General features: G+C 69.3%; 18 protein-coding genes, 4 tRNA genes and 2 pseudogenes. 6 read left to right on the forward strand and 18 right to left on the reverse strand.

The annotated features are described in order from the left end of the window. Positions 1–77 precede the first annotated feature (77 nt). Positions 78–1,232 carry a DUF371 domain-containing protein gene (locus tag ABD858_RS15460; protein WP_345037747.1) on the forward strand — a complete coding sequence of 385 codons (1,155 nt, stop codon included), beginning with the start codon at positions 78–80 and terminating at the stop codon, positions 1,230–1,232. 61 nt (positions 1,233–1,293) lie between these two features. Here ABD858_RS15460 and ABD858_RS36820 read toward each other — a convergent pair. The 4 genes and pseudogenes from ABD858_RS36820 to ABD858_RS15480 all read right to left on the reverse strand — a co-directional run. Next, positions 1,294–1,887, reverse strand: a pseudogene (locus ABD858_RS36820) (class I SAM-dependent methyltransferase); the annotation flags it as partial. A 317-nt stretch (positions 1,888–2,204) separates the two neighbouring features. Beyond that, positions 2,205–2,699 carry a TrmH family RNA methyltransferase gene (locus ABD858_RS15470; RefSeq protein WP_345037751.1) on the reverse strand — a complete coding sequence of 165 codons (495 nt, stop codon included), beginning with the start codon at positions 2,697–2,699 and terminating at the stop codon, positions 2,205–2,207. A 175-nt stretch (positions 2,700–2,874) separates the two neighbouring features. Beyond that, positions 2,875–3,264: pseudogene (locus tag ABD858_RS15475) on the reverse strand (transposase); the annotation flags it as partial. A gap of 58 nt (positions 3,265–3,322) precedes the next feature. Beyond that, positions 3,323–4,627 (reverse strand): cation:proton antiporter domain-containing protein, encoded by a 1,305-nt coding sequence (locus tag ABD858_RS15480; RefSeq protein ID WP_345037753.1) that lies wholly within the window; start codon positions 4,625–4,627, stop codon positions 3,323–3,325. A gap of 441 nt (positions 4,628–5,068) precedes the next feature. Here ABD858_RS15480 and ABD858_RS15485 point away from each other — a divergent pair, with 441 nt between their 5' ends. Next, positions 5,069–5,320, forward strand: a complete 252-nt coding sequence (locus tag ABD858_RS15485) for an IS3 family transposase (RefSeq protein ID WP_425586207.1) — start codon at positions 5,069–5,071, stop codon at positions 5,318–5,320. Between the two features lie 92 nt (positions 5,321–5,412). Here the strand turns inward: ABD858_RS15485 and ABD858_RS15490 are convergent, their stop codons facing one another. The 7 genes from ABD858_RS15490 to ABD858_RS15520 all read right to left on the reverse strand — a co-directional run bounded on the left by ABD858_RS15490 (position 5,413) and on the right by ABD858_RS15520 (position 10,843). Next, positions 5,413–5,583, reverse strand: coding sequence for a hypothetical protein (locus ABD858_RS15490; protein WP_345037756.1), 171 nt, complete (start codon positions 5,581–5,583; stop codon positions 5,413–5,415). A gap of 218 nt (positions 5,584–5,801) precedes the next feature. Then, positions 5,802–5,874, reverse strand: a tRNA-Lys gene (locus ABD858_RS15495). A gap of 783 nt (positions 5,875–6,657) precedes the next feature. After that, positions 6,658–8,787, reverse strand: a complete 2,130-nt coding sequence (locus tag ABD858_RS15500) for a DEAD/DEAH box helicase (protein ID WP_345037758.1) — start codon at positions 8,785–8,787, stop codon at positions 6,658–6,660. Between the two features lie 198 nt (positions 8,788–8,985). Beyond that, positions 8,986–9,549, reverse strand: a complete 564-nt coding sequence (locus tag ABD858_RS15505) for a hypothetical protein (RefSeq protein ID WP_345037760.1) — start codon at positions 9,547–9,549, stop codon at positions 8,986–8,988. 78 nt (positions 9,550–9,627) lie between these two features. Further along, positions 9,628–9,990, reverse strand: a complete 363-nt coding sequence (locus tag ABD858_RS15510; protein WP_345037762.1) for a fluoride efflux transporter FluC — start codon at positions 9,988–9,990, stop codon at positions 9,628–9,630. Next, positions 9,987–10,493, reverse strand: coding sequence for a fluoride efflux transporter FluC (locus ABD858_RS15515; protein WP_345037764.1), 507 nt, complete (start codon positions 10,491–10,493; stop codon positions 9,987–9,989). The genes ABD858_RS15510 and ABD858_RS15515 overlap by 4 nt, the downstream gene beginning before the upstream one ends. Further along, positions 10,490–10,843, reverse strand: a complete 354-nt coding sequence (locus ABD858_RS15520) for a metallopeptidase family protein (RefSeq protein ID WP_345044573.1) — start codon at positions 10,841–10,843, stop codon at positions 10,490–10,492. Before ABD858_RS15520 ends, ABD858_RS15515 begins: the two co-directional genes overlap by 4 nt. Positions 10,844–10,872: 29 nt before the next feature. Here ABD858_RS15520 and ABD858_RS15525 point away from each other — a divergent pair, with 29 nt between their 5' ends. From ABD858_RS15525 to ABD858_RS15540, 4 genes are all read left to right on the forward strand, one after another. Then, the gene (locus ABD858_RS15525; protein WP_425586208.1) at positions 10,873–12,300 is read left to right on the forward strand and encodes a metallophosphoesterase family protein; all 1,428 of its coding nucleotides are present in this window, start codon (positions 10,873–10,875) and stop codon (positions 12,298–12,300) included. A gap of 100 nt (positions 12,301–12,400) precedes the next feature. Further along, positions 12,401–12,473: transfer RNA gene (locus ABD858_RS15530), tRNA-Glu, on the forward strand. 39 nt (positions 12,474–12,512) lie between these two features. After that, positions 12,513–12,587: transfer RNA gene (locus ABD858_RS15535), tRNA-Asp, on the forward strand. A gap of 23 nt (positions 12,588–12,610) precedes the next feature. Beyond that, positions 12,611–12,684: transfer RNA gene (locus tag ABD858_RS15540), tRNA-Phe, on the forward strand. Between the two features lie 90 nt (positions 12,685–12,774). On the opposite strand, the gene ABD858_RS15545 is transcribed toward ABD858_RS15540, so the two are convergent. The 7 genes from ABD858_RS15545 to ABD858_RS15575 form a co-directional block, all read right to left on the reverse strand. Next, positions 12,775–13,977: a site-specific integrase gene (locus ABD858_RS15545; RefSeq protein ID WP_345037769.1), complete on the reverse strand. Its 1,203-nt coding sequence runs from the start codon at positions 13,975–13,977 to the stop codon at positions 12,775–12,777. Next, entirely contained in the window at positions 13,977–14,174 is a 198-nt protein-coding gene (locus ABD858_RS15550) for a helix-turn-helix domain-containing protein (RefSeq protein WP_345037772.1), read from the reverse strand. The genes ABD858_RS15545 and ABD858_RS15550 overlap by 1 nt, the downstream gene beginning before the upstream one ends. Before the next feature lie 170 nt (positions 14,175–14,344). Further along, a complete protein-coding gene (locus ABD858_RS15555) occupies positions 14,345–15,505 on the reverse strand; it encodes a DUF3631 domain-containing protein (protein ID WP_345037774.1) in 1,161 nt (386 codons plus the stop codon). After that, positions 15,502–15,858: a hypothetical protein gene (locus ABD858_RS15560; protein ID WP_345037776.1), complete on the reverse strand. Its 357-nt coding sequence runs from the start codon at positions 15,856–15,858 to the stop codon at positions 15,502–15,504. The genes ABD858_RS15555 and ABD858_RS15560 overlap by 4 nt, the downstream gene beginning before the upstream one ends. Beyond that, a complete protein-coding gene (locus ABD858_RS15565; protein ID WP_345037778.1) occupies positions 15,855–16,745 on the reverse strand; it encodes a bifunctional DNA primase/polymerase in 891 nt (296 codons plus the stop codon). The genes ABD858_RS15560 and ABD858_RS15565 overlap by 4 nt, the downstream gene beginning before the upstream one ends. A 159-nt stretch (positions 16,746–16,904) precedes the next feature. After that, entirely contained in the window at positions 16,905–17,426 is a 522-nt protein-coding gene (locus ABD858_RS15570) for a hypothetical protein (protein ID WP_345037780.1), read from the reverse strand. Between the two features lie 211 nt (positions 17,427–17,637). Next, the gene (locus tag ABD858_RS15575) at positions 17,638–19,740 is read right to left on the reverse strand and encodes a hypothetical protein (protein WP_345037783.1); all 2,103 of its coding nucleotides are present in this window, start codon (positions 19,738–19,740) and stop codon (positions 17,638–17,640) included. Between the last annotated feature and the right edge of the window lies 1 nt (position 19,741).

Consider the following 19,741-nt stretch of genomic DNA (forward strand, 5'->3'; position numbering starts at 1 on the left):
GCCGAAGGGTTCGTCACCCGGGGCGCCTGCTGCGATGATCGCAGTCGGATACGGCTGTGGGCGAGGGGAGCAGGAGCATGTCGTCACGTGAACTGTTGCGGTTGCAGTGCCGGGGCCACCGGGACATCCGAGCCAGCCACAGCAAGACGCTCGAATTCATCACGAGTGCCGACATCACCGGACGGGCAACCTGTGTGGTCGGTGTCGCGACCACGGTGCAGGAGCCTTCGCCCAAGGGTCTGGCCGGTCCCCTGCGGATCACGCTGACCATCGGCGGCCACAGCGTCACCGTGCGGGCTCTGGGCAACTCGGCCTGGCGGCCCGGTTCCAGTGCGGTGGTGCGGGTCAGCTCCCAGCGCCTGCCCAACACCCTGGCCACGGACGCGGACCTGGCCGCAGCCGATCTGCCCCGGGAACTGCTGCACTCACTCAGGCACCAGGACAGCGTGATCGATGTCCTGGTCGAGAGTGACCGGGAACCCGCCGAAGGTCGCCTTGTCCTGTACCGCGCCGGGCAAGGCGACGAGAACCGGCTGGCTGCGGAGATCGCGGCCGCCGAAACGGTGATCGCCCAGGACGTAGCAGCCGGTCGGGTGCTGTCCTCACACGGAGTGGCTGCCGACCCCTGGGCGGCGGCGCCGGGGACGGTAGAAAGGGGCGGCCGCGTTCTCGCCGTGTCGACCATGGAAACCCACAACCCGGTGGTCGGCCAACTGCTGGCCGGCATCCGGCCTGCCGTGGAAGTCATCGGGCTGCCCGACGAGTTGGCCGTTGCCGCGGTCTCTCCATGCAGCGGACCGGTACTGCTCGCTTCCGCGGAAGGGCGCCGCCGGATTGCCGGAGTACTCGCCGCTCACCGCTCGTTCCGTGTGGTCTTCAGAACTCCGGCCGCTGATCTGCCGAAAATCCTGGAGGAGGCCAAGCGCACCCTCGGCATCGAGACCGCCGCCCTCGCGGCGGTCTCGATGGCAGAACGTCCGTGGTGGGGCCCGGTGTTGGAGGCGGAATCCCAGCTCCCCACTACTGGTGACGTGCTGTGCTGCGTAGATCCCCCTCAAGGCGCGCAGGCGGATACGGCGGACTATCCGGGTATCGATCACGCCACCCTGGTCAGGGCGCTACTTGCGCAATCGGTGTCCCACAAGACCCTTGCGCTTGCCTTGGCCCAGTTGCCGACCTGGTCGCGGAAGCGTGCCTATGACTTCGTGCTCGAGGTAGCTCGGGAGAGCTGACGTTCACGGCACCGGTCAGGGCAAGGACGTCCAGCTGGTCGCGGGCAGAACCCAGTCGGCGTGTCCATGAGGTGGAGAGTGCGCTGATCTCGTCGGCGTCGAGGTACTTCGCGTCGTCGAGTCGCCATCCGGCCTGGGCCAGGGAAGGGGCCAGGTGTGTAAAGGCCGATTTGCTGGTCGGCTCGGGATGGTCGCCGACTTCAGGGACGGCGGGGCGCCAGGCATGGAGATTCAGAGTGATGAGGAATGAGGCATTCGGATCGCAGACCGAAGCCAGTCCGCGCAAGAGCATGAGATCGGAACCGAGCACTCCACGTAACAGGCTGCCCCAGGGCATGAGTATGTGTAGTTCCTTGACCCTGGACAACACGCTGGGCAAATTCTCGGCGGCCGACCACACGTAGAGGAGGTTCGTCAACCCACCCTTGGCCGGGTTGGCGGCCGCCTTCGTGGCTATCTTGCGCATGTTGTCCTTGGCTGCATCCAGCCCGATGACCAATTGGTCTGGCCGCTCGCGTGCCAAGTGGTACGCATGCTTGCCGTCACCAGTGCCAACATCGAGGACCACGCCACCATCGTGGCGGGACAACAGCTCGGTGAACGCCGCGTCACTGACCTCGACCACGCGCTTGCCCACTATTTGACGTAACGTCATTTATTGATGCTCCGAGCTAACTTGGCAGAAGATCACGTCACGCAAGTGTAGGACTGAAGGCCTTCAACCGGAATGGAGATTCGAGACGTACTGGTCACGGCATCGGGGCGCGCGGCGCATGAAAGGCCCCGCCTGATCCTTCGACAGGTGGGGCCTTCGCTGTTGTCCGGCATGTTCGGGCAGCCCTGACGGAGCCGGCGGGCGGGCCCCGCCCGGCTTGAACTGGTGCCTCCGCGACCGGCGACTCCTCGAAGCCGAACGAAGCCGGTGGGGCAGGAAGCCAGTCATAGACTCACCGGACGCCGTGGCCCTGCACGTCAACCCTGCGGATATTGCCTGCAGTACTCATAGATGGCCATGCTGGTCGCCGTGGCCACGTTGTAGCTGTGCGGAAGACCCCATACCGGGATCTCCACGCAATCATCCACCCACTCCAACTCATCCTTCCCAAGACCCACTCGTTCGTTACCGACAACAAGTGCCGTTTTGCGAGGAAAGGTGAAGTCGTGCAAATTTTGCGAGTGAGTTGTCTGCTCCAGAGCCACCAGTCGGTAATCATCCTGGCGGAGCTTCTTCAGGACGGAGGTGAGGGTTCGGTGAACCTCGACGTCCACATGATCTGCGCCATCGCGGGCGACCCGTTGGTCAACTTTGCCGTTCCCGCAAGCAATTATTTTCTTGACACCGCAGCACCCTGCGGTGCGAACTATGGTCGACAGATTGGCCCGGGTGCGTAACGGCGCGCAGACAACCAGGAGTTCACGCTCTCGTTCAAGTGTTACCGCAGGCTTGTGTCGAATATGTTCAAACATAGCTGAAGTCTAGCCTCGACCTTTCGTGACGGTCCGTCGGATTCTCCGGCGGGCCGTTTCGGCTGCTCGAGGTGAGGGTGGGCATGCTGGTGGCCCGGCTGTCGCGTCGGGTGGGCGCCGGGTTCCACGGCTCCGGTAAGTGATCAGGTTCGTCGGGGCAGGTCGTTGTTGCTGGTCAGCCAGGGTTCGGGAGAGCCTGGAGCCGGTCGAGGGCGTCGGTGATCACGGCCGTCCAGGGCCAGTGGCGGGTGAATCTCATATGCCGTCTTCGGGCGGTGGTGACGAGTTGGGCGGCGGCGGAGAACAGCCGCAGCCGCAGCCGGCGGGGCTCCCACAGGCGGGGCTTGCCGGTGAGGGCGAGCATGGGCATCCAGGCCAGCAGGTCGAGGGCGATCTGGACGATCTCCAGCCAGATCTGGTTCTGGGCAACGTCGTGCAGGGGCAGGTTGGTAAGGCCGGTGGCACGGGCGGCGCGCATGCGGTCCTCGGCTCTGGCGCGCTGGCGGTGCCGCAGTTCGAGCTCGGCGATCGGGGTGCCGGCGGTGTTGGTGGCGAAGCAGGTCAGGAGCACTTCTCGCGTTTTTGATCAAGCCTCGGACAGTCCACCTCGTGAAAGCGCGAGGCTAAGGAGTCGTCCGAACCGTAGGGGACTCCTGGATGGTTCCCGTGCTCGGTTCCGGACGGCCCAGGTCGTCGGCCGGGCCGTCGCCCTTCGCGTCGGACGGCAGGATTCTGCTCAGGAGCGGGCCAGTGAGCATGGTCGTGGTCACCGCCATCACCACCATCAGGGAGTACAGCTCGCTGTCCAGCACACCAAGCTCCAAGCCCACGCCAAGGATCACCAGTTCCGTGAGTCCACGGGTGTTCAACAGTGCGCCTAGCGCGGCCGAGTGGCGGCTGCCCAGCCCCCCGATACGCGCGCCGGCGTAGGCGCCGAGGAACTTACCCGCCACGGCCACGACCAGAATCGCAGCCAATTTTCCGAGGTCCGAGGAGTCCAGCTGCGAGAGATCGACCTTGAGACCCGACAGCACGAAGTAGACAGGTAGCAGGAGCAGCCCGCACAACGGCTCCACCCGCCCCAGCACCCCGTCGCGCAGCCTGCCGCCCGAGCCTCTCGGCAACAGGGCGCCGAACAGGAACGCTCCGAAGATGTAATGCAGACCCAGCCACTCCGTGAAGGCGGCGGAGACGAGCAGACCACTCAGCACGAGGGCGAGGAAGTTCCTGCTGCCGCCCGGGTCGGCCGGTTGCCGCTCGGACCGGAACCGGCTCGACCGGTGGAGCAACGGGCGGACGACGGTGGCCATCAACACGACATACGGCACCACAAGCGCCAGCCGCCAGTCGAACTGTCCGCCCGAGGCGATGGCGACCACCACTGCCAGCAATGTCCAGGCCAGCAGGTCCGTTATCGCCGCACAGGTGAGGGCAGTGGTGCCGAGCTTCGTGTGGGCGAGCTTACGATCGGCGATGATCCGAGCAAGGACAGGAAAGGCCGTTACGGCCATCGCCACCGCGAAGAACAGTACGAAACCGACGAACGAACTTGTACTGCGAGACGGCACCAGCAGCAACGCCAGCCCTGCGCCCAGTCCCAGCGGCAGTACCGTGGAACCGACAGTCGTCCACAGCGTGACCCGTCCACCGCCTCGCAGGACGCCTATGTCCAGTTCCGCACCGACGACAAACATGAAGAGGGCGACGCCCACAGCGGCGAGCGCATTCAGCAGCAGCCTTACATCGGCGGGGAAAAGCAGACTGACGAGGTGGTCGCCGAAGAGAGTAGGGCCCAGCAGTATTCCGGCGAGGATCTCACCGATCACCGACGGCTGTCCGAACTTTCGGGCCAGGGCCCCCAATAAGCGTGCCAGACACAGGATCAGGGCCAGATCGAGAAACAGGAGGACGGTTTGCGAAGCGGTCACTGTCTGACTCTGCGATCGGTGACCGGCTGGAAGACCGAGCCGATTTTCAATTCGGCGGGCTGTGACTCCAGTTGGTCCGGGTCGATCCCCGGTAAGGCAGGGCGGAGAGTCATACTGGTGGCTCCTCGAAATCAAATCGGTCCATCACACGCCGTACCACTGTTCGTGATCCAGACATCGTAGGTGTTCATGTTCTCGGCCGCTACTGGTCAGGGCGATCGCACAGCCCTCTCTGCCAGCCTTGGGCGAGACGCTCCGCTTTGTCGGGTTAGCCCGAGGGGGCACGACAGGAGAACCACCCCCTCATGACCAGCACCACACCCACCGGATCCGATCAGGCACCCCGCCCGAAGCGGGCCTGCGCAAGGACCGTGAGGTGCTGGCCGAGGAACGGGACATCCTGCGCAAGGCGACGAAGTATTTCGCCTCGGAGACGAGCTGGTGAGCAGCCGCTTTCAGTTCGTTGAGGATCATCAGGAAGACCACGAGGTCACGCGGCTGTGTTCCCTGCTCGGCGTCGTCCGCTCGAGCGACTACACGTGGCGGTCCGGTGCCGAGGCCCGGGAGTGGCGCGAGCGCGCGGATGCCGAGCTGGCCGCCCGGATCCCGGAGGTCCACGAGGAGTCCGGTGCCGCCTACGGGTCCCCGCGGATCACCGCCGAGCTGAACGCGGACGAGACCGGGGGCGGATGAATCGGCCCTGAACTCAGGCGATTACTTCGACGTCCCCAACGGGAACTTCTGCCCTATGGATCTTCACGATCCAATGATCAGGGTGTCCACAATCAAGGAGAACGCCCGTCGACGCCGTCCGGTTCGACGACGACACCCACCTTCCCGACGACCAGCGCCGACGACTGCGCCGCGTCCGGCTGCACGGCCTGCGCCACGGGCACGCCTCGCTCATGCTCGCCGCAGACGTCGCCCCGGTCGTCGTCTCCAAGCGACTCGGGCACTCGACCATCGGTATCACCGTGGAAACCTACGGCCGCCTATTCGAGGGCCGCGGCCGGGACGCCTCGGAGCGCGCCGGCGCCCTGATCCCCGCTCCCAAGACCGCGCCGCTCGTACCCAGCCAGGGCCCGTGTTCCCAATCCGCTCCCAACGAGGCGACGGAAAACGCCCCCGCCGACGCTGCCGGAGAAAACCAGCAGGTCAGCGAGGGCGCTGACAGTAGGCCGTGTGGGACTCGAACCCACAACCAACGGATTAAAAGTCCGCTGCTCTGCCAATTGAGCTAACGGCCCTCGGCGAGTCACCCCCCGAGCATAGCCCGAAGGAACCCGGCAGCCGACCGGGTATGGGGTTCTGGGCCTGTCGAAGGTCACTCGACGGGCCCAGACCGTACCCGGGCAGGGGTTCTTGCCGATCCGGCCCCGCGCCGTGATCCCGCCCGTGCTGTTCGCCGCATACAGATAGATGTCACCCGTCGACGCCTGACGCGCCACCAGATCCGGCCGCCCGTCACCCGTCACATCACCCGGCGACGTCAGCACATTGAACTGCGCGAACGCCGTACTCGGCTTCGTGTACGCCGTCGACGGCGTCAGCGCCTTCCCACAGGTGGGCTTGTACGCACGCAGCTCACCACTGCTCAACCGCACCAGCACATCATTGCAACGATCACCATTCACATCGCCGAACGGCACCGCCACCACCGACGAACCCGAGAACGTCCCCGCACCCGTCCCCTGTCGGAACGCGAGGGCGCCCGTCGAGCTCAACGACGCCAGATCACCGACACCGTCGTTACCCACGTGGTCGCGCCGCACCCCCGCGGCGCCCGACAGCTTCACCGTCCCGGACTGCACCAGGCCGGCCCCGTGGCCGTCCGCGGGGCGGGCCGTCAGGGTCCAGGTGTACGAACCGTTGCCGACGAGCTTGCCGGCCGCGTCCTTGCCGTCCCAGGAGGCAGCCGGCCCACCCGCCACGTAAGGGGTTACCAAACATGTTCAAGACCGGAGGCGCATCACGCGGCAGGGCCCGCACCCCCAGGAAGGGTGCGGGCCCTGCCGATCCGTCAGGCGGGATCAGCCGTTGCGCTTCCAGCGCGGCTTGTCGTCGCGGCGGCCGCCGAAGGAGCTGCCTCCGCGGTGGTCACGGTGGTCGTCGCGACGGCCGTACGGGCGGTCGTGGCGGTCACCGGAGCGGAAGCCGCCGGAGGGGCGGTCGTCGCGGCGGTCGCGGTTGAACGGACGGTCGCTGCCGGCCCGGTGGTCGCGGCGCTCGTCGCGGCGGAAGCCCCCGCGGTCGTCACGGCGCTCGAAACCACGGTCGCGGTCGCGGTCGCGGTTGAACGGGCGGTCGTTGTCCCGGCGCTGGAAACCACCGCGGTCGTCACGACGCTCGTCCCGACGGAAACCACCCCGGTCGTCACGGCGGAAACCGCCGCGGTCGTCGCGGTCGCGGTTGAAGGGACGGTCGTTGTCCCGGCGCTGGAAACCACCGCGGTCGTCACGACGCTCGTCCCGACGGAAACCGCCCCGGTCGTCACGACGCTCGAAACCACGGTCCCGGTCACGGTTGAACGGACGGTCGCCACGGTCGTCGCGGCGGAAACCGCCACGGTCACCGCGGTCGTCACGACGCTCCCGGCGCTCGAAGTTGCCCCGCTCGTCGCGGCGCTCGCGGCGCTCCTCCGCCACCGGCTGCTCGGGCACCAGCACCTCGGCCTCCGCCTCGGCGGCCTCCGCCGCCTCCGCCGCCTCGGCGATCGCGGTCTCCGGGTCCTCGCCGCGCTCGCGTGCCGCGCGGGCGATCAGGCGGTCGGCCTCCTCGCGGAGCTCGGCGGCGCGGCGCGTCACGCGCTCCAGCTGCCGGGTGAGGTCGGCGGCCTCGCGCTCGGCCTGCTTGGCGGCGTTGGCCGCGGAGTCGGCCTGGACCTCGGTCAACGAGCGGGCGCCGGTGATCTCGGCGACCTCCGGGTCGAAGGCTCCGGCGCCACCCACGATGTGGCGGGAGGCGTCCACGCCCGCGTCCTCCATGAGGCGGAAGATCTGGCGGCGCTGGTGCGGCAGGGCCAGCGAGACGACCGTGCCGGACTGGCCGGCGCGGGCGGTACGGCCCGAACGGTGCAGGTAGTCCTTGTGGTCACCGGCCGGGTCGACGTTCAGGACGAGGTCGATGCCGTCGACGTGGATGCCGCGGGCGGCGACGTCGGTGGCGACCAGGACGTTGACGTACCCGTCCTTGAAGTCGGCCAGGGTGCGGGTGCGGGCGCCCTGGGTCATACCGCCGTGCAGCGCGTCGGCCTTCACGCCGGAGTCGCGCAGCTGCTCGGCGACGCGGTCGGCACCCAGCTGGGTGCGCACGAAGATGATGGTGCGGCCCTTGCGGGCGGCGATGGCGGCGGTGACCGGCGCCTTGTCCTTCGGCTTCACGACCAGCACGTGGTGGGTCATGGTGGTGACCGCGCCCGCGGACGGGTCGACCTCGTGGGTGATCGGGTTCTTCAGGTAGCGCCTGACGAGCGTGTCGATCTCGTTCTCGAGGGTGGCGGAGAACAGCATCCGCTGGCCGCCCTCGGGCACCTGGTCGAGGAGCTCGGTGACCTCGGGCAGGAAGCCCAGGTCGGCCATCTGGTCGGCCTCGTCGAGGACGGCGATCCGGACCTGGTCGAGGGAGCAGGCGCCGCGGTTGATGATGTCGCGCAGTCGACCCGGGGTGGCGACGAGGATGTCGACGCCGCGCTCCAGGGCGTAGATCTGGTTGCCCATGGACGTACCGCCGCAGACGACCTTCATCTTCAGGCCGAGCACGTCGCCGTACGGCTGGAGGGCGTCCGCGACCTGCATCGCGAGCTCACGCGTCGGCACGAGGATGATGCCGCGCGGGTGCTTCTTCTCCGTGTAGCCGCCGGCCAGCGTGGCCAGGGTCGGCAGACCGAAGGAGAGGGTCTTGCCGGAGCCGGTGCGGCCGCGGCCCAGGATGTCCTTGCCGGCCAGGGCGTCCGGGATGGTCGCGGCCTGGATCGGGAAGGGGGTGGTGACACCGTTCTGGGCGAGCTTGCGGACGACGCCCTCGGGCAGGCCCAGGTCACCGAAAGTGAGCGTAGGCTCCTCGGCGGGGGCCGCCTCGGTGGCATTCAGGGGAGCCTCGGCGACGGCCTCGGCGGCCTCGTTCTCGGGCATGACGACGTGGTCAGTGCTGGAAACAGACATGCGAACTGCGAAACCTTCCGGAGTCTCGGCACGCGCCCAAACTCCGTGAATTCGCAAGTCGACCGCCTCGATGCGGTCAGTCACGGCAAGGGAGAGTACGCGCCACACGCGGCGCGCTTCTTCGTGGCGCCGGGCAAATGGGATCAAACGATCTACCACCATACGGGCACACACCCCCCTCTGGCAAACCCGGCTGCGTCACATCCCGGCGAACACGGGCGCCATCTGCGGCAATGGCATCGGCTCCCGTCGCTCACCCAGCCCGCCCGGCATCCACCGCAGCGCTCTGGCCCGCATTTCGACCGCGGGCGACTCGGACGGGGTCGGCTCCTCGGTCGGTGTCGGCTCGGGGGTCGGCGATTCGGTCGGCTCCGGCGGTTCGGGGGTGGGGCTCGGTTCACTGGAGGGCGAGGCGTTCCCACCGGTCGGCGAGGGCTCCGGGTGCCCGGGCGGCGACACCGGCGGGCCGCCGCCCGACGCGCGGGGGGCGCTCCTCGAAGGAGTGGGTGCCGCCGAGGTGCTCGGGCTCGGCGACACCCGGTCCCGTGGGCCGGAGGCCCCGTGCTCCGACGTGTGCCCGCCCCGGCCGCCGGTCCGTCCCCCCGGGTCCGCCCCGCCGTCCGGCTCGGCCACGGCGCCGCTGCGCCCCCCGGAGGAGGCAGGCGCGGGCCTGCCGTCGTCGCTCACGCTCATGCAGCCGGTCGTGGCGAGGGCGGCGAGGGCGGCGGCGGCCCATCGGACGGGGACGGACAACTGGCGCACGGCGGCACCTCCGGGGCACGGCAAAGCAGGGTGGGCGTCTGTGATGCCCAACTCCCCCGGACCCGCGGGGGACACGCCCTAAGCCGCCAGTGCCGCCGCCACCTCCCGGCCCAGGAACACCGCGCCGAGCCCCACCAGCAGCGAAGCCGCCATGTTCGCCGCCGCGAGGAACCGCCAGCCGCGCTCGGCCAGCCGCAGCGTCTCGTACGAGAAGGTCGAGTACGTGGTCAGCGTCCCGCACAGCCCCGTGCCCAGCAGGGCGTACGCGGACGACGACACCGCGGCCCCGGTCACCGCGCCCAGCACCAGGCTGCCCGCCGCGTTCACCACGAACGTCCCCCAGGGAAAGACCGAGTCATGCCTCGCCTGCACAGCGCGGTCCATCACATAGCGCAGCGGCGCGCCCACCACCGCCCCCACGATCACCAGCACCCACGTCACTCGGCACCCAGCCCTGCCCGTATCGCCGCCCGTGTCACGGACGCCCCCAGCCACACCGCGCCCATCGCACCGGCAAGGGTCCCCGCCGCATAGGCCAGCGCGACACCCGCCTCCCCGCGGTCCAGCAGCCGCGCGAAGTCCACGGCGTACGTCGAGAAGGTGGTGAACCCGCCGAGCACCCCCACCCCCAGGAACGGGCGCACCAGCGGATGCGCGGACTCCGCCCGGCCGCCCTCACTGACCAGCACCATCAGCACCCCGATGAGTGCACAGCCCAGCACATTGACGGCGAAGATCCCCCACACCGAGGGCCAGGCCAGCGACGCCCCGTACCGGGCGGACGCGCCGAGCGCACCGCCGGCCGAGATGGTGCTGAGCACCACCCACTTGGCGTGGCCTGCGGTCTCCGCGCGCTGAGCGGGCACATGAAGATCGACGTCCGGGTCGATGGCCTCGTCCCCGTACGTATCCGGATGCCGGTGCGGGTGCGGGTGCGCGCTCACCCGTACCCCAGCGCGTGCAGCCGCTCGTCGTCGATGCCGAAGTGGTGCGCGATCTCGTGCACCACGGTGATCTCGGTCTCCACGACGACATCCTCGCGGCTCTCGCAGAACCGCAGGGTCGGCCCCCGGTAGATCGTGATCCGGTCGGGCAGCACGCCGGCGTACCACTCGCCGCGTTCGGTCAGCGGAGTCCCTTCGTAGAGCCCGAGCAGGTCCGGGGCGGACGGGTCCTCGGGCTCTTCCTCCACAAAGATCGCGACATTGTCCATGAGTCGCGTCAGCTCCGGCGGGATACGGTCCAGCGCCTCGGCCACCAGTTCCTCGAACTCCTCGCGCGTCATCTCCAGCACTCCGTCATTGTCGGACACGAAAGCCCGGCATGGATGCGCGCACACGTGGGCATACGGGATCAATGACAGCATGGAAGCGCGCGCTGGGACTGATCGCCGTCGTCCTGGCGGGCGCCTGGCTGGGGCTGCTGACCGTCGGCGACGTCCGCACGCCGGTCGGCCCCATGGACGCCACCATGACGCTGCGCCCGTCGCTCTCCGGCGGGACGAAGATCGACGTGTCCCCGCTGGGCGCGCTGGAACTCGACTCCCATGTCGCGCCGGTCCGCCTCGACGTGGACGTCGACCGGCTCGACCCGGTCCGCTCCCGGGCGCTGGTGGAACACCCCGAGCGGATCTCGGGCCTCCAGGAGGAGATCGCCCGTGACGTCCGGCACGGCACCCGCGACCTGGCCGTACGGTCCTGCGCCGCCGTCGTCGCCGGCGCCACCGCGCTCGGTCTCGTGATCTACCGCCGCCCGCGCCGCGCGCTCGCCGCGGGCGGACTGGCGCTCGCCCTGCTGGCCGCGTCCGGTGTCAGCGCGTTCGCGACCTGGAACCCCCAATCCGTTCTGGAACCCCGCTACTCCGGGCTGCTCGGCTCGGCCCCGTCCGTCGTCGGCAACGCGCGCTCCATCGTCACCGAATTCGATGTCTACCAGAAGGAATTGGCCCGTCTGGTCACCAATGTGACCAAACTGTACGACGCTGCCTCGACCCTTCCCGCGTACCGGCCCGACCCGGCCACCATGCGGGTGCTGCATGTCTCCGACATCCACCTCAACCCGGCCGCGTGGCACATCATCGGCTCGCTCGTGAAGCAGTACGACATCGACGTGATCGTCGACTCCGGCGACACCATGGACCACGGCAGCGCCGCCGAGAACGCCTTCCTCGACCCCATTCCCGACCTGGGCGCCCCCTACGTCTGGGTACGCGGCAACCATGACTCGCCCGATACCCAGGCCTACTTCTCACGCCTCAAGAACGTCCACGTCCTGGACGAGGGCCGGCCCGTCACCGTCGCCGGCCTCCGGGTGGCCGGCGTGGGCGACCCCCAGTTCACCCCGGACCGCTCGGTCAGGGCAGCCGGCGACAGCGCCGAACGCGTGGCCGGCCGACGCCTCGCCTCCGCCCTGCGCGAGCAGAAGGCCGCCGGCACGCCGGTCGACATCGCGGTCGCCCACAACCCGGTGGCCGCCCGCGAAACCGACGGCCTGGTCCCACTCGCCCTCGCCGGCCACGTCCACCACCGCGAGACCCGGGTACTGCCCCTCGGCACCCGCCTGAAGGTCGAGGGCTCCACGGGCGGCGGCGGCCTGCGCGCGCTCCAGAACCGCGAACCGGAAAAGGTCCGCACCTCGGTCCTCTACCTCGACCGGATCACCCACCGCCTCCAGGCCTGGGACGAGATCACCCTGGGCGGCCTGGGCCTGACGACGGCCGAGGTCAGCCGCCACCTCCCGGGCTCGCGCTGACGCCACGCGACCCCGTCCGGAAACCGTTTTGGCGAATCGCCCCCCATCCCATATGCTTCTCACGTCCCCGACGCGCTGAGAAGCGCCCAGGCAGGCACTAGCCCTCATCGTCTAGCGGCCTAGGACGCCGCCCTTTCAAGGCGGTAGCACGGGTTCGAATCCCGTTGGGGGCACGCATCACCATGTGCGAGACTGGTTCTCGCACAATGCAAGGTCCTGTGGAGCAGTTTGGAGTGCTCGCCACCCTGTCAAGGTGGAGGCCGCGGGTTCAAATCCCGTCAGGACCGCTTGCAGCTCGCAAGAGCTGTATGGCTGGGTAGCTCAGTTGGTACGAGCGTCCGCCTGAAAAGCGGAAGGTCGCCGGTTCGACCCCGGCCCCAGCCACAGCCGCCCTACCAGGGCAAACACCCCCTCTGAGATCTCTCGAAGGGGGTGTTTTCGTGTCAGCTACGCCAACCGGTACGCCAACGGCTCTCAGGAGAGGGTGTCCCCCAGCTTCCGGAGCGCCTTCCGCTGCTCATCCAGCGACGCGTGAGCGTAGACCTTCATGGTCACGCCGATGTCGCTGTGGCCAACGATCTGCCGAACGATGTGGGGCGGCACCCCGAGATCGAGCAGCAACGAGACGGCCGAGTGCCGAAGGTCATGGAACCGGATCTCCAGGCCAAGCCGCTTGCGAAGCGGGTCCCAGCTCCGTCGGAGGTTGTCCGGCTCCAGCGGGGTACCGATGCGGGACGTGAAGATCAGTCCGTGTTCCTTCCACTCCATGCCGGCCGCCGCTCGCTCCTGCGCTTGCCGCTCGCGGTGCCCGGTGAGCGCCTTCACCACGACCGGCGGGAGCGGGACGGTGCGAACCGATGCCACGGTCTTGGGCTTGACCAGCCGCAGCTCTCCGTCAACGCGCTGGAGTGCCCGTTCCACGGTCAGCGCCTCTCGGTTGAAGTCCACCGCGTCCCAGCGGAGCCCCAGAATCTCGCCCCGGCGCATGCCCAGGACCAGGGCGAGCACGTAAAGCGCGTGCAGCCGGTCGTCTGCGGACTCGCGGAGCAGAAGGCGGGACTCAGCGACGCTGAGCCCCTTCCCGGTGTCGTACGAGGGCGTGGGGACCTGTACGAGCTGGGCAACGTTCCGCACGATTAGCTCCTCTCGTACGGCGTTCTGGAGCGCGTTCCGGAGTACGGCGTGGATGGACTGCACCATGCGGCGGGACAGCAGGGTCTTGCAGCACTCTCCTGCGGCGCAGCACTGGGGCTCGGGGCGTTCCTTGTCCCAGCCGTTCTTGCAGCACTGGCACTCGGAGGCAACGCGGGCGAGCCACGTCCGGACCTCGGCGGCCCGGAGGGTGCGGATCTTCTTTCGCCCCAGTCCGGGCACGAGGTGAACGCGTGCGACGCTCTCGTACCCCTGGAAGGTCTTGGGGCGTCGGTGGACCCTGACCACGGCCGCAAGCCAGTAGGTCAGGTAGTCCTCCAGGTTCATGTTCGTGTCGGGCACCGGGATGCCCTGGTTCTCCTGCGCTTGCAGTTCGGTGATCTTCTGCCGAACCTCGTCCCGGGTCTTGCCGTAGACCGAGACGCGCTTGCGGATGCCGCTGGTGGTGGTCACGTAGACGCGGCCGTGGTAGATGCCGTCCTTGCGCTTGGTGATGCTGCCTTCGCCGTTGGCGCGCTTGGCCATCAGTCGTTGTCTCCCAACTTGCTCTGGATGTAGGCGTGCAGGGCGTCGGCCGGAACCCGGCGGGCACGGCCGATGGTGATGCTCTGGAGCTGCTTGGACCTGATGAGGTCGTAGACCTTGAAGCGGCTCAGGCGGAGCGCACTCATGACCTCGGGGACCGTGAGCGCCTGATGGCTCGGGGGCATGGCGGTGCTCATGCGGGGCCTCCTCTGGGGGCGGGTCTTCGGGGGGCCTCTCTGAGGGCCGCTACTTCCGCTACCGCCGCTACCTCGCAGGTGAGAGGCCTGTTCGAGGTAGCGGGAAGGGGTAGCGGTAGCGGATAGGTAGCGGCTGCCGTGGCCGGTTGCCGCTACCCCGTTTGTGCTGGTCAGACAGTGTTTTCGATGCCGGGTAGCGGAGGTAGCGGACTTTCCGGGGGTGGGGGGCAGTAGCGGGCCCACGCGTCCCGGAGATCGATGGTGCAGTAGCCCTTGAGGACGCTTCCGGCGGTCTTGATGTTGCGGGAGGCGATGGGCTCGTTGTCGACCGTCATGTACTCGGCGAGCATCCGCGACAGCCGCCTGTTGTCGAGCGGCTTGCCGTGCAGGTCGGCCCACGGGGCGTCATCGAGGGCATTGAGCCGGTCCAGGATGGCGACGGTGGGGAGGCGGTCGATGCCGACCATGACGTGATCACGAAGATCCGTCAGCAGCCGAATGCCGAGGCTGCCTCTGTCGTTGGCCTTGGACGCGGTCACGAGCGTGACGCATGCCTCGCGGGCTCGGGTGGGCCAGTCGCCGCCGGCCACGTCGGCGATGGCGAGCAGGGGTTCCCACACGTCGGCCGGCCGGTCGGTGACGCCGTCGGGCATGTCGGGCCAGGCGCCCATGACGAACCCGCGGGCGTGTTCGGCCCATTGGGCAAGTCGGTCGCGGAGCTTGTGTCCCTCGGCCTCGTGGATGCGGGCGCGGAAGGCTTCTACCTTCTCGTTCCGGGCCCTGCGCCGCATGCGGATGATGACGGAGCGGGTCATGATCGTGTCGGGCAGGTTGCCGAGTCCGGCAACCGCGACCCCGCAGTACGAGGGGAAGGCCTGCACGGTCTGGTTGCCGCCGTCGCCGATGCAGCGGTAGGTGACCCCGGTACGGCGGTGCCCGGCGTTGAGGAATCCGCGCAGCTCCTCGTTGTCCCCCGCCTTCGGGCCGAAGATCGTGTCGATTTCGTCGAACAGGATCGTGGGCCGCCCGCTGGGGTTGGAGACGGAGCGGAACAGGGCAGCGGCAGACGCGTTGACGGCCGTCATCGGCGCGGGCACGAGGGTTTCCACGACTTCCAGGGCCCGTGACTTCCCGGACCCCGGTTCCGGGGACAGGAAGGCCAGGCGGGGTGTGGAATCGAAGCAGTCGAGCAGGTGGGCGTGTGCGTCCCACAGGGCGACCGCCACGTACGCGGCCTCGGTGGGGAAGACGTTGAAGCGGCGGTGGAAGGCTTCCACGTCGTCGAGCAGGGCCGCGCCGTCCTCGGGCGTCTGTTGTGTCGGGTTGGTCATGCGGCGGTCCTGCCTTCCTGGGGGTTGCGCAGCGGGCATACGTCGCGGTGGGCGGTGTGGGCGTCGATGAGCATCAGGACCTTGCGCCGGCCGACCGCGCTGCGGTCGTGCCCGCAGGCACACCGCGAAGTCGCAGTCGGTACGGCGCCCTTGGGCGCGCAGACGTGCAGCCACGCGACTGGGTACCGGCCGTCGCCCTGCTGCGGGTCAGAACGAAGAGCTGAAAGGACGCCCTGACGGGCGACGCCCTTCGGCGCGCCCACGGCGGACCGGGGCGGGTCCTGTACGGCGTCCTGCGGCCGGTTGGTGGCTTCGGTGGAGCATTCCAGGCGGGGGGAGCGGCGGGGGCTCATACCGCCTCCCGGGGCCGGGCCGTTCGGGCGGACCAGTCCAGGGCGCTGCGCACGGTGGTGCGGCACTCGGCTGGCGGCAGTCCGATCGACTCCCCCGCCCCCTGGAATGCCTCCTCCACCACGTGCCGGGGGATGTCGCCCCACGCGACGAACCGCCCCACCTTGCAGGCGGACTTGTACAGCGTTGCGTTGCGCTGCCCCTCCAGCGCGGCCAGGACAGCCGCGCACTCCCGCTCCAGGGCCACCTGGGCGACGCGGGAGCCGTTGCGGGCCCACGCGATGGGCTGCGGCACGGTGGGCGCGGCCGGGGACTGGAGCAGGGCACCGAGCCACGTGGGCAGTTCGGCCACCGGAGCGGGGTCGGTCACCTCGTACGCTCCGGCCGCGGTGATGCTGCCGGGGGCGACGACGTACCCGCCCCACGCCCGGGTGTCGATTTTCTTCGCGAGGCGTCCGGCGCTGGACTTCAGACGTGCCCTGGACGGGACGGTGAAGTACAGGTGTTCTCCGCCGCTGGGGGTCCGCACGCGGTAGGTGGTGGGGACGGCCTGCCCGGCGCGCTCGCAGAGCGCCTTGAAAGAGGCGGCGCCGTCAGGCGTCCTTTCATCGTCTTTCGGTTTGAGCGTGTCCAGGTCCACCACCAGCAGCCCGGCCGGGCCGGTGGCGATGGCCACGTTGTACGGCCGTGCCATCCAGGCGGCGCAGATCAGGTCCGGGTCGGTGGTGGCGCGCTGCTCGGGGTAGCGGTGCCCGGTGGCGCAGCGGCCAGTGCCAGGGCAGCGCTCCTCCGCGTGCCCGGCCGGGCGCTTGCCGCCGGGCCGCAGGGGGAAGACTGGCCAGCCGCGTGCGGCGGCCTTCAGAGCGGCCTGAAGCAGAGGGCTGTTCATGCGGCGGTCCTCCCTTCCAGGGCGTCGAGCAGGCGGGGCCTGCGCGACCGCCCGATAGGGGCAGGTTGGGTCATGCTGGAGGTCTCCAGTTCTCTTGAGATGGGTGCTGGAGGTGAGGGCGGCCCGGTCTTTGGCGAGAGGGGGCCGCCCTTGGCGTTGTCAGCGGTGCAGTTCGTTGCGGGTACGCGCGATCAGCCCGTATGCAGGAGCGGTGATCGTGTTGTTCTCCTGCCGGACGGGCCCGGCGTAGTGGTGGTGGGTTTCGGTGTGGGTGGCCTTGATCGAGCGCACAGCCGAGCCGACCGCGGCGGCAACGGCCGCGACGGCGGCGATCGGGAGGGTGACGAACAGGACGCTGGTCAGGGTCACGGCGGCGAATCCTTGGCAGGCGAGCCAGATCCCGCACCCCAGCCCGACGCATCCGGCGCCGACGCCGATACCGACGACGGCGGTCCCGGCAGCCCAGGCCGGCACGATGCGGCTGTCGGGCTGGGGAACGGGCGGGGTGGTGCCGTAGGCGGGCAGCGGGGACGTGTCGCGGTAGGCGGTCGGCATCTGCAGCACGGGCCGGTACGCCTCGGTGATGATCCGGTGGGCCTCCACGGTGGCTTCGGCGTCGCTCATCCGCAGGTGCGGGTGGATGGGGTCGGGGGTGCTCTCGGCAGGCGTGTTCGGGTGCACAACGGGGTCCCTTCAACGCGGCGGGCAGCACCCCGAATCAGGGGTGCTGCCCGGCCCGTAGCTTGTCGTGTCGCTTGTCGTCTGGCTTGTCGTGCGGCTTGTCGCTTGTCTTGTCTTGTCGCTTGTCGCCTTGCAGGTCACAAGCCGTTTTCGGGCTTCCAGGACCCGCCAGAGGGCTTGTGTGTGGGCGGTGGCGACAAGCGACAAGCGATCAGCTTTCGGGGGCGTGCCGGCGGTGGACGTAGCGGGCCTTGGTGCCCTCCCCGATCCGGACGGCGGTGCCGTCCTTGACCCATGTCTTGAGCCAGCCGACGACCGTCTGACGGGTCGTGCCACGGGCGTCCGCCAGAGCGCGGGCGATCGCGGATGCTCCGGTTCCCTCACGCCCGGCACCGAGCAGCAGCGCCAGGGCCTCCTGCTGTGCGGGACTGTCCTGCTCGCCCCGCAGCGCCGACAGGTTCAACCCACCCATCGTGGGCGGGGTCTCGGCCGCGGGGCTGTGCGGGTCGGGGGCGGTGCCGAACTGGGCGTCGATCTCCGCCCGGAAGCGGCGCAGCATCTCGTCTTCCGGCGAGACCTGCCCTGCCTCCTGGTCGGTCAGCGCGGACAGCTTCAGCCCCGACCCCGCCCCGGACGGCCTGGCGTCGGTGTTGTCGTCGCCGGGGTTGTGGTCGCGCATCCATGCGGTGCGCTCGGTGTCCCAGCGTCGGGCGTAGGCGGGTCCGGCAGCCTTGGCGGAGATGTCGTCGAGCCGGGGGTGCCGGTCGGAGGTGGCGGCGATGATGTCCCGGATCTGGTTCGGCAGGATCCGCCACGCCTTGAACAGCGCGGCCGAAGACTCCGGAGTGCCCATGAACCCCGCACCCTTGTAGGGGGCTTGGTCCACTCGCAGGCCGCGGGTGCCGGGGAACATCTTGCCCAGGTCCATGCCCTCCGTCTCACCGCCCGTGAGGGCGACGCGGACCTTGGCTTCCCGGCGGATCATGAGGTTGCTCAGCACACTGCCGGTGGCACCGAGGGCGGTCAGGACGGTGCGGATGCCCATGGCGCGGGCGATCCGGACGACTTCCAGGATCTTTTCCGCGAGCTTGCGCACGCTGCGGTCTGGGCTGGCCAGGATCTCTGCACCCTCGTCGATGACCAGCATGATCTGAGGGATGCTCCGGCCGATGGGCAGCAGATCGGTATTGGCCTTGGCCAGCACGTCCTGGTAGCCCATCTTGCGCTGCTTGGCGACCCGCACGGCTGTCTCGAGCATCGTCATGGCTTCGTCGTACGTTCCGGCGAGCCAGTCCACGCCCGGCCGTACCGGCTTGCCGTCCTCAGCCTTGATCTCGCCGTTGAGGGCGGGGAGGACCCAGGGCAGGCCGGCGGATCCGGCGTTGAGGTCGATCACCCAGGTCAGCACGTCTTCGGCACGGGCGAACCCGGCGAGGATCGTGTGGACCATGTTGGTCTTACCGGAGCCGGTGGGGCCGACGATGAGCGCGCACTGTTCGCGCAGGTAGGCGAGGATGCTTGCCGCGTTCGTCCGGTAGCCCCACGGGATCCCGGTGAGCAGGGACAGCGGGCCGTAGTCGGTCGGGTAGGTGCGCTCCTCTTCCAGGACGTTGACCGTGGTCACGTCGATGATGACCCGCCCCTGATCGATGCCCGGGGAGGCGGTGGCGGTGCAGCCGTGCGGCAGCCGGGCATCCGCCGACAGGCGGGCCGACTCGGCAGCAATCTTGTTCCAGGTGGCGCCGCCGGGCGGCAGCTCGGCGTCGATGGAGAATCCGGCCCCGGTCTCCCACCTCTCGACACCGAGCACGCGCAGGTTGATGGAGCAGACCCGCTGGATCCGGTCCACCCATTCCGCGGCGATCGCCCGGCGCTCCGCGGACAGCTCCGCGGCAATCTGCCGCTGCTCCGCAGTGATGGCCTCCTCCTCGCGGGCCTCCTCATACAGCGCCGAAGAACGCGCGGCGGCGCCGATGCCGACGCCGATGGTGGCGAGCGAGCCGAGGGTGGCCCAGGTCAGTGGGCCGTGGGTCATGGCCCACGTGGTCCAGCCGGCGCCGACCAGCCAGGACGCGGCGCGGGTAGCGAGGGTGCGGCCGGCGTTGCGGACCCGCAGGCCGATCACGGTGTGTCCGAGGGCGCCGGCGGCGCCGACCGCGAGGGCCCAGCCGGGCGGCATGGCGGTTGCGGCGCCGGTGGCGGCGACGGCGAAGGCTCCGGTGGTCGCGGACAGGGCGCCGGTCACGGGACCGTGACCGGCAGCCCAGTCCAGCACCGGGCCACTGCTCTTGTTGGCGGCGGCGGTGCTGCTCATC

This window comes from Streptomyces sannanensis (assembly GCF_039536205.1).
Taxonomy (GTDB): Bacteria; Actinomycetota; Actinomycetes; order Streptomycetales; family Streptomycetaceae; genus Streptomyces; species Streptomyces sannanensis.

Excerpts from the sequence above, each read along its gene's own strand:
- ABD858_RS15565 (WP_345037778.1), bottom strand. The coding sequence starts at position 16,745 with ATGAACAGCCCTCTGCTTCAGGCCGCTCTGAAGGCCGCCGCACGCGGC.
- ABD858_RS15545 (WP_345037769.1), bottom strand. The coding sequence starts at position 13,977 with ATGGCCAAGCGCGCCAACGGCGAAGGCAGCATCACCAAGCGCAAGGAC.
- ABD858_RS15500 (WP_345037758.1), bottom strand. The coding sequence starts at position 8,787 with ATGTCTGTTTCCAGCACTGACCACGTCGTCATGCCCGAGAACGAGGCC.
- ABD858_RS15555 (WP_345037774.1), bottom strand. The coding sequence starts at position 15,505 with ATGACCAACCCGACACAACAGACGCCCGAGGACGGCGCGGCCCTGCTC.
- ABD858_RS15460 (WP_345037747.1), top strand. The coding sequence starts at position 78 with ATGTCGTCACGTGAACTGTTGCGGTTGCAGTGCCGGGGCCACCGGGAC.
- ABD858_RS15525 (WP_425586208.1), top strand. The coding sequence starts at position 10,873 with ATGGATGCGCGCACACGTGGGCATACGGGATCAATGACAGCATGGAAG.
- ABD858_RS15470 (WP_345037751.1), bottom strand. The coding sequence starts at position 2,699 with ATGTTTGAACATATTCGACACAAGCCTGCGGTAACACTTGAACGAGAG.
- ABD858_RS15550 (WP_345037772.1), bottom strand. The coding sequence starts at position 14,174 with ATGAGCACCGCCATGCCCCCGAGCCATCAGGCGCTCACGGTCCCCGAG.
- ABD858_RS15575 (WP_345037783.1), bottom strand. The coding sequence starts at position 19,740 with ATGAGCAGCACCGCCGCCGCCAACAAGAGCAGTGGCCCGGTGCTGGAC.
- ABD858_RS15560 (WP_345037776.1), bottom strand. The coding sequence starts at position 15,858 with ATGAGCCCCCGCCGCTCCCCCCGCCTGGAATGCTCCACCGAAGCCACC.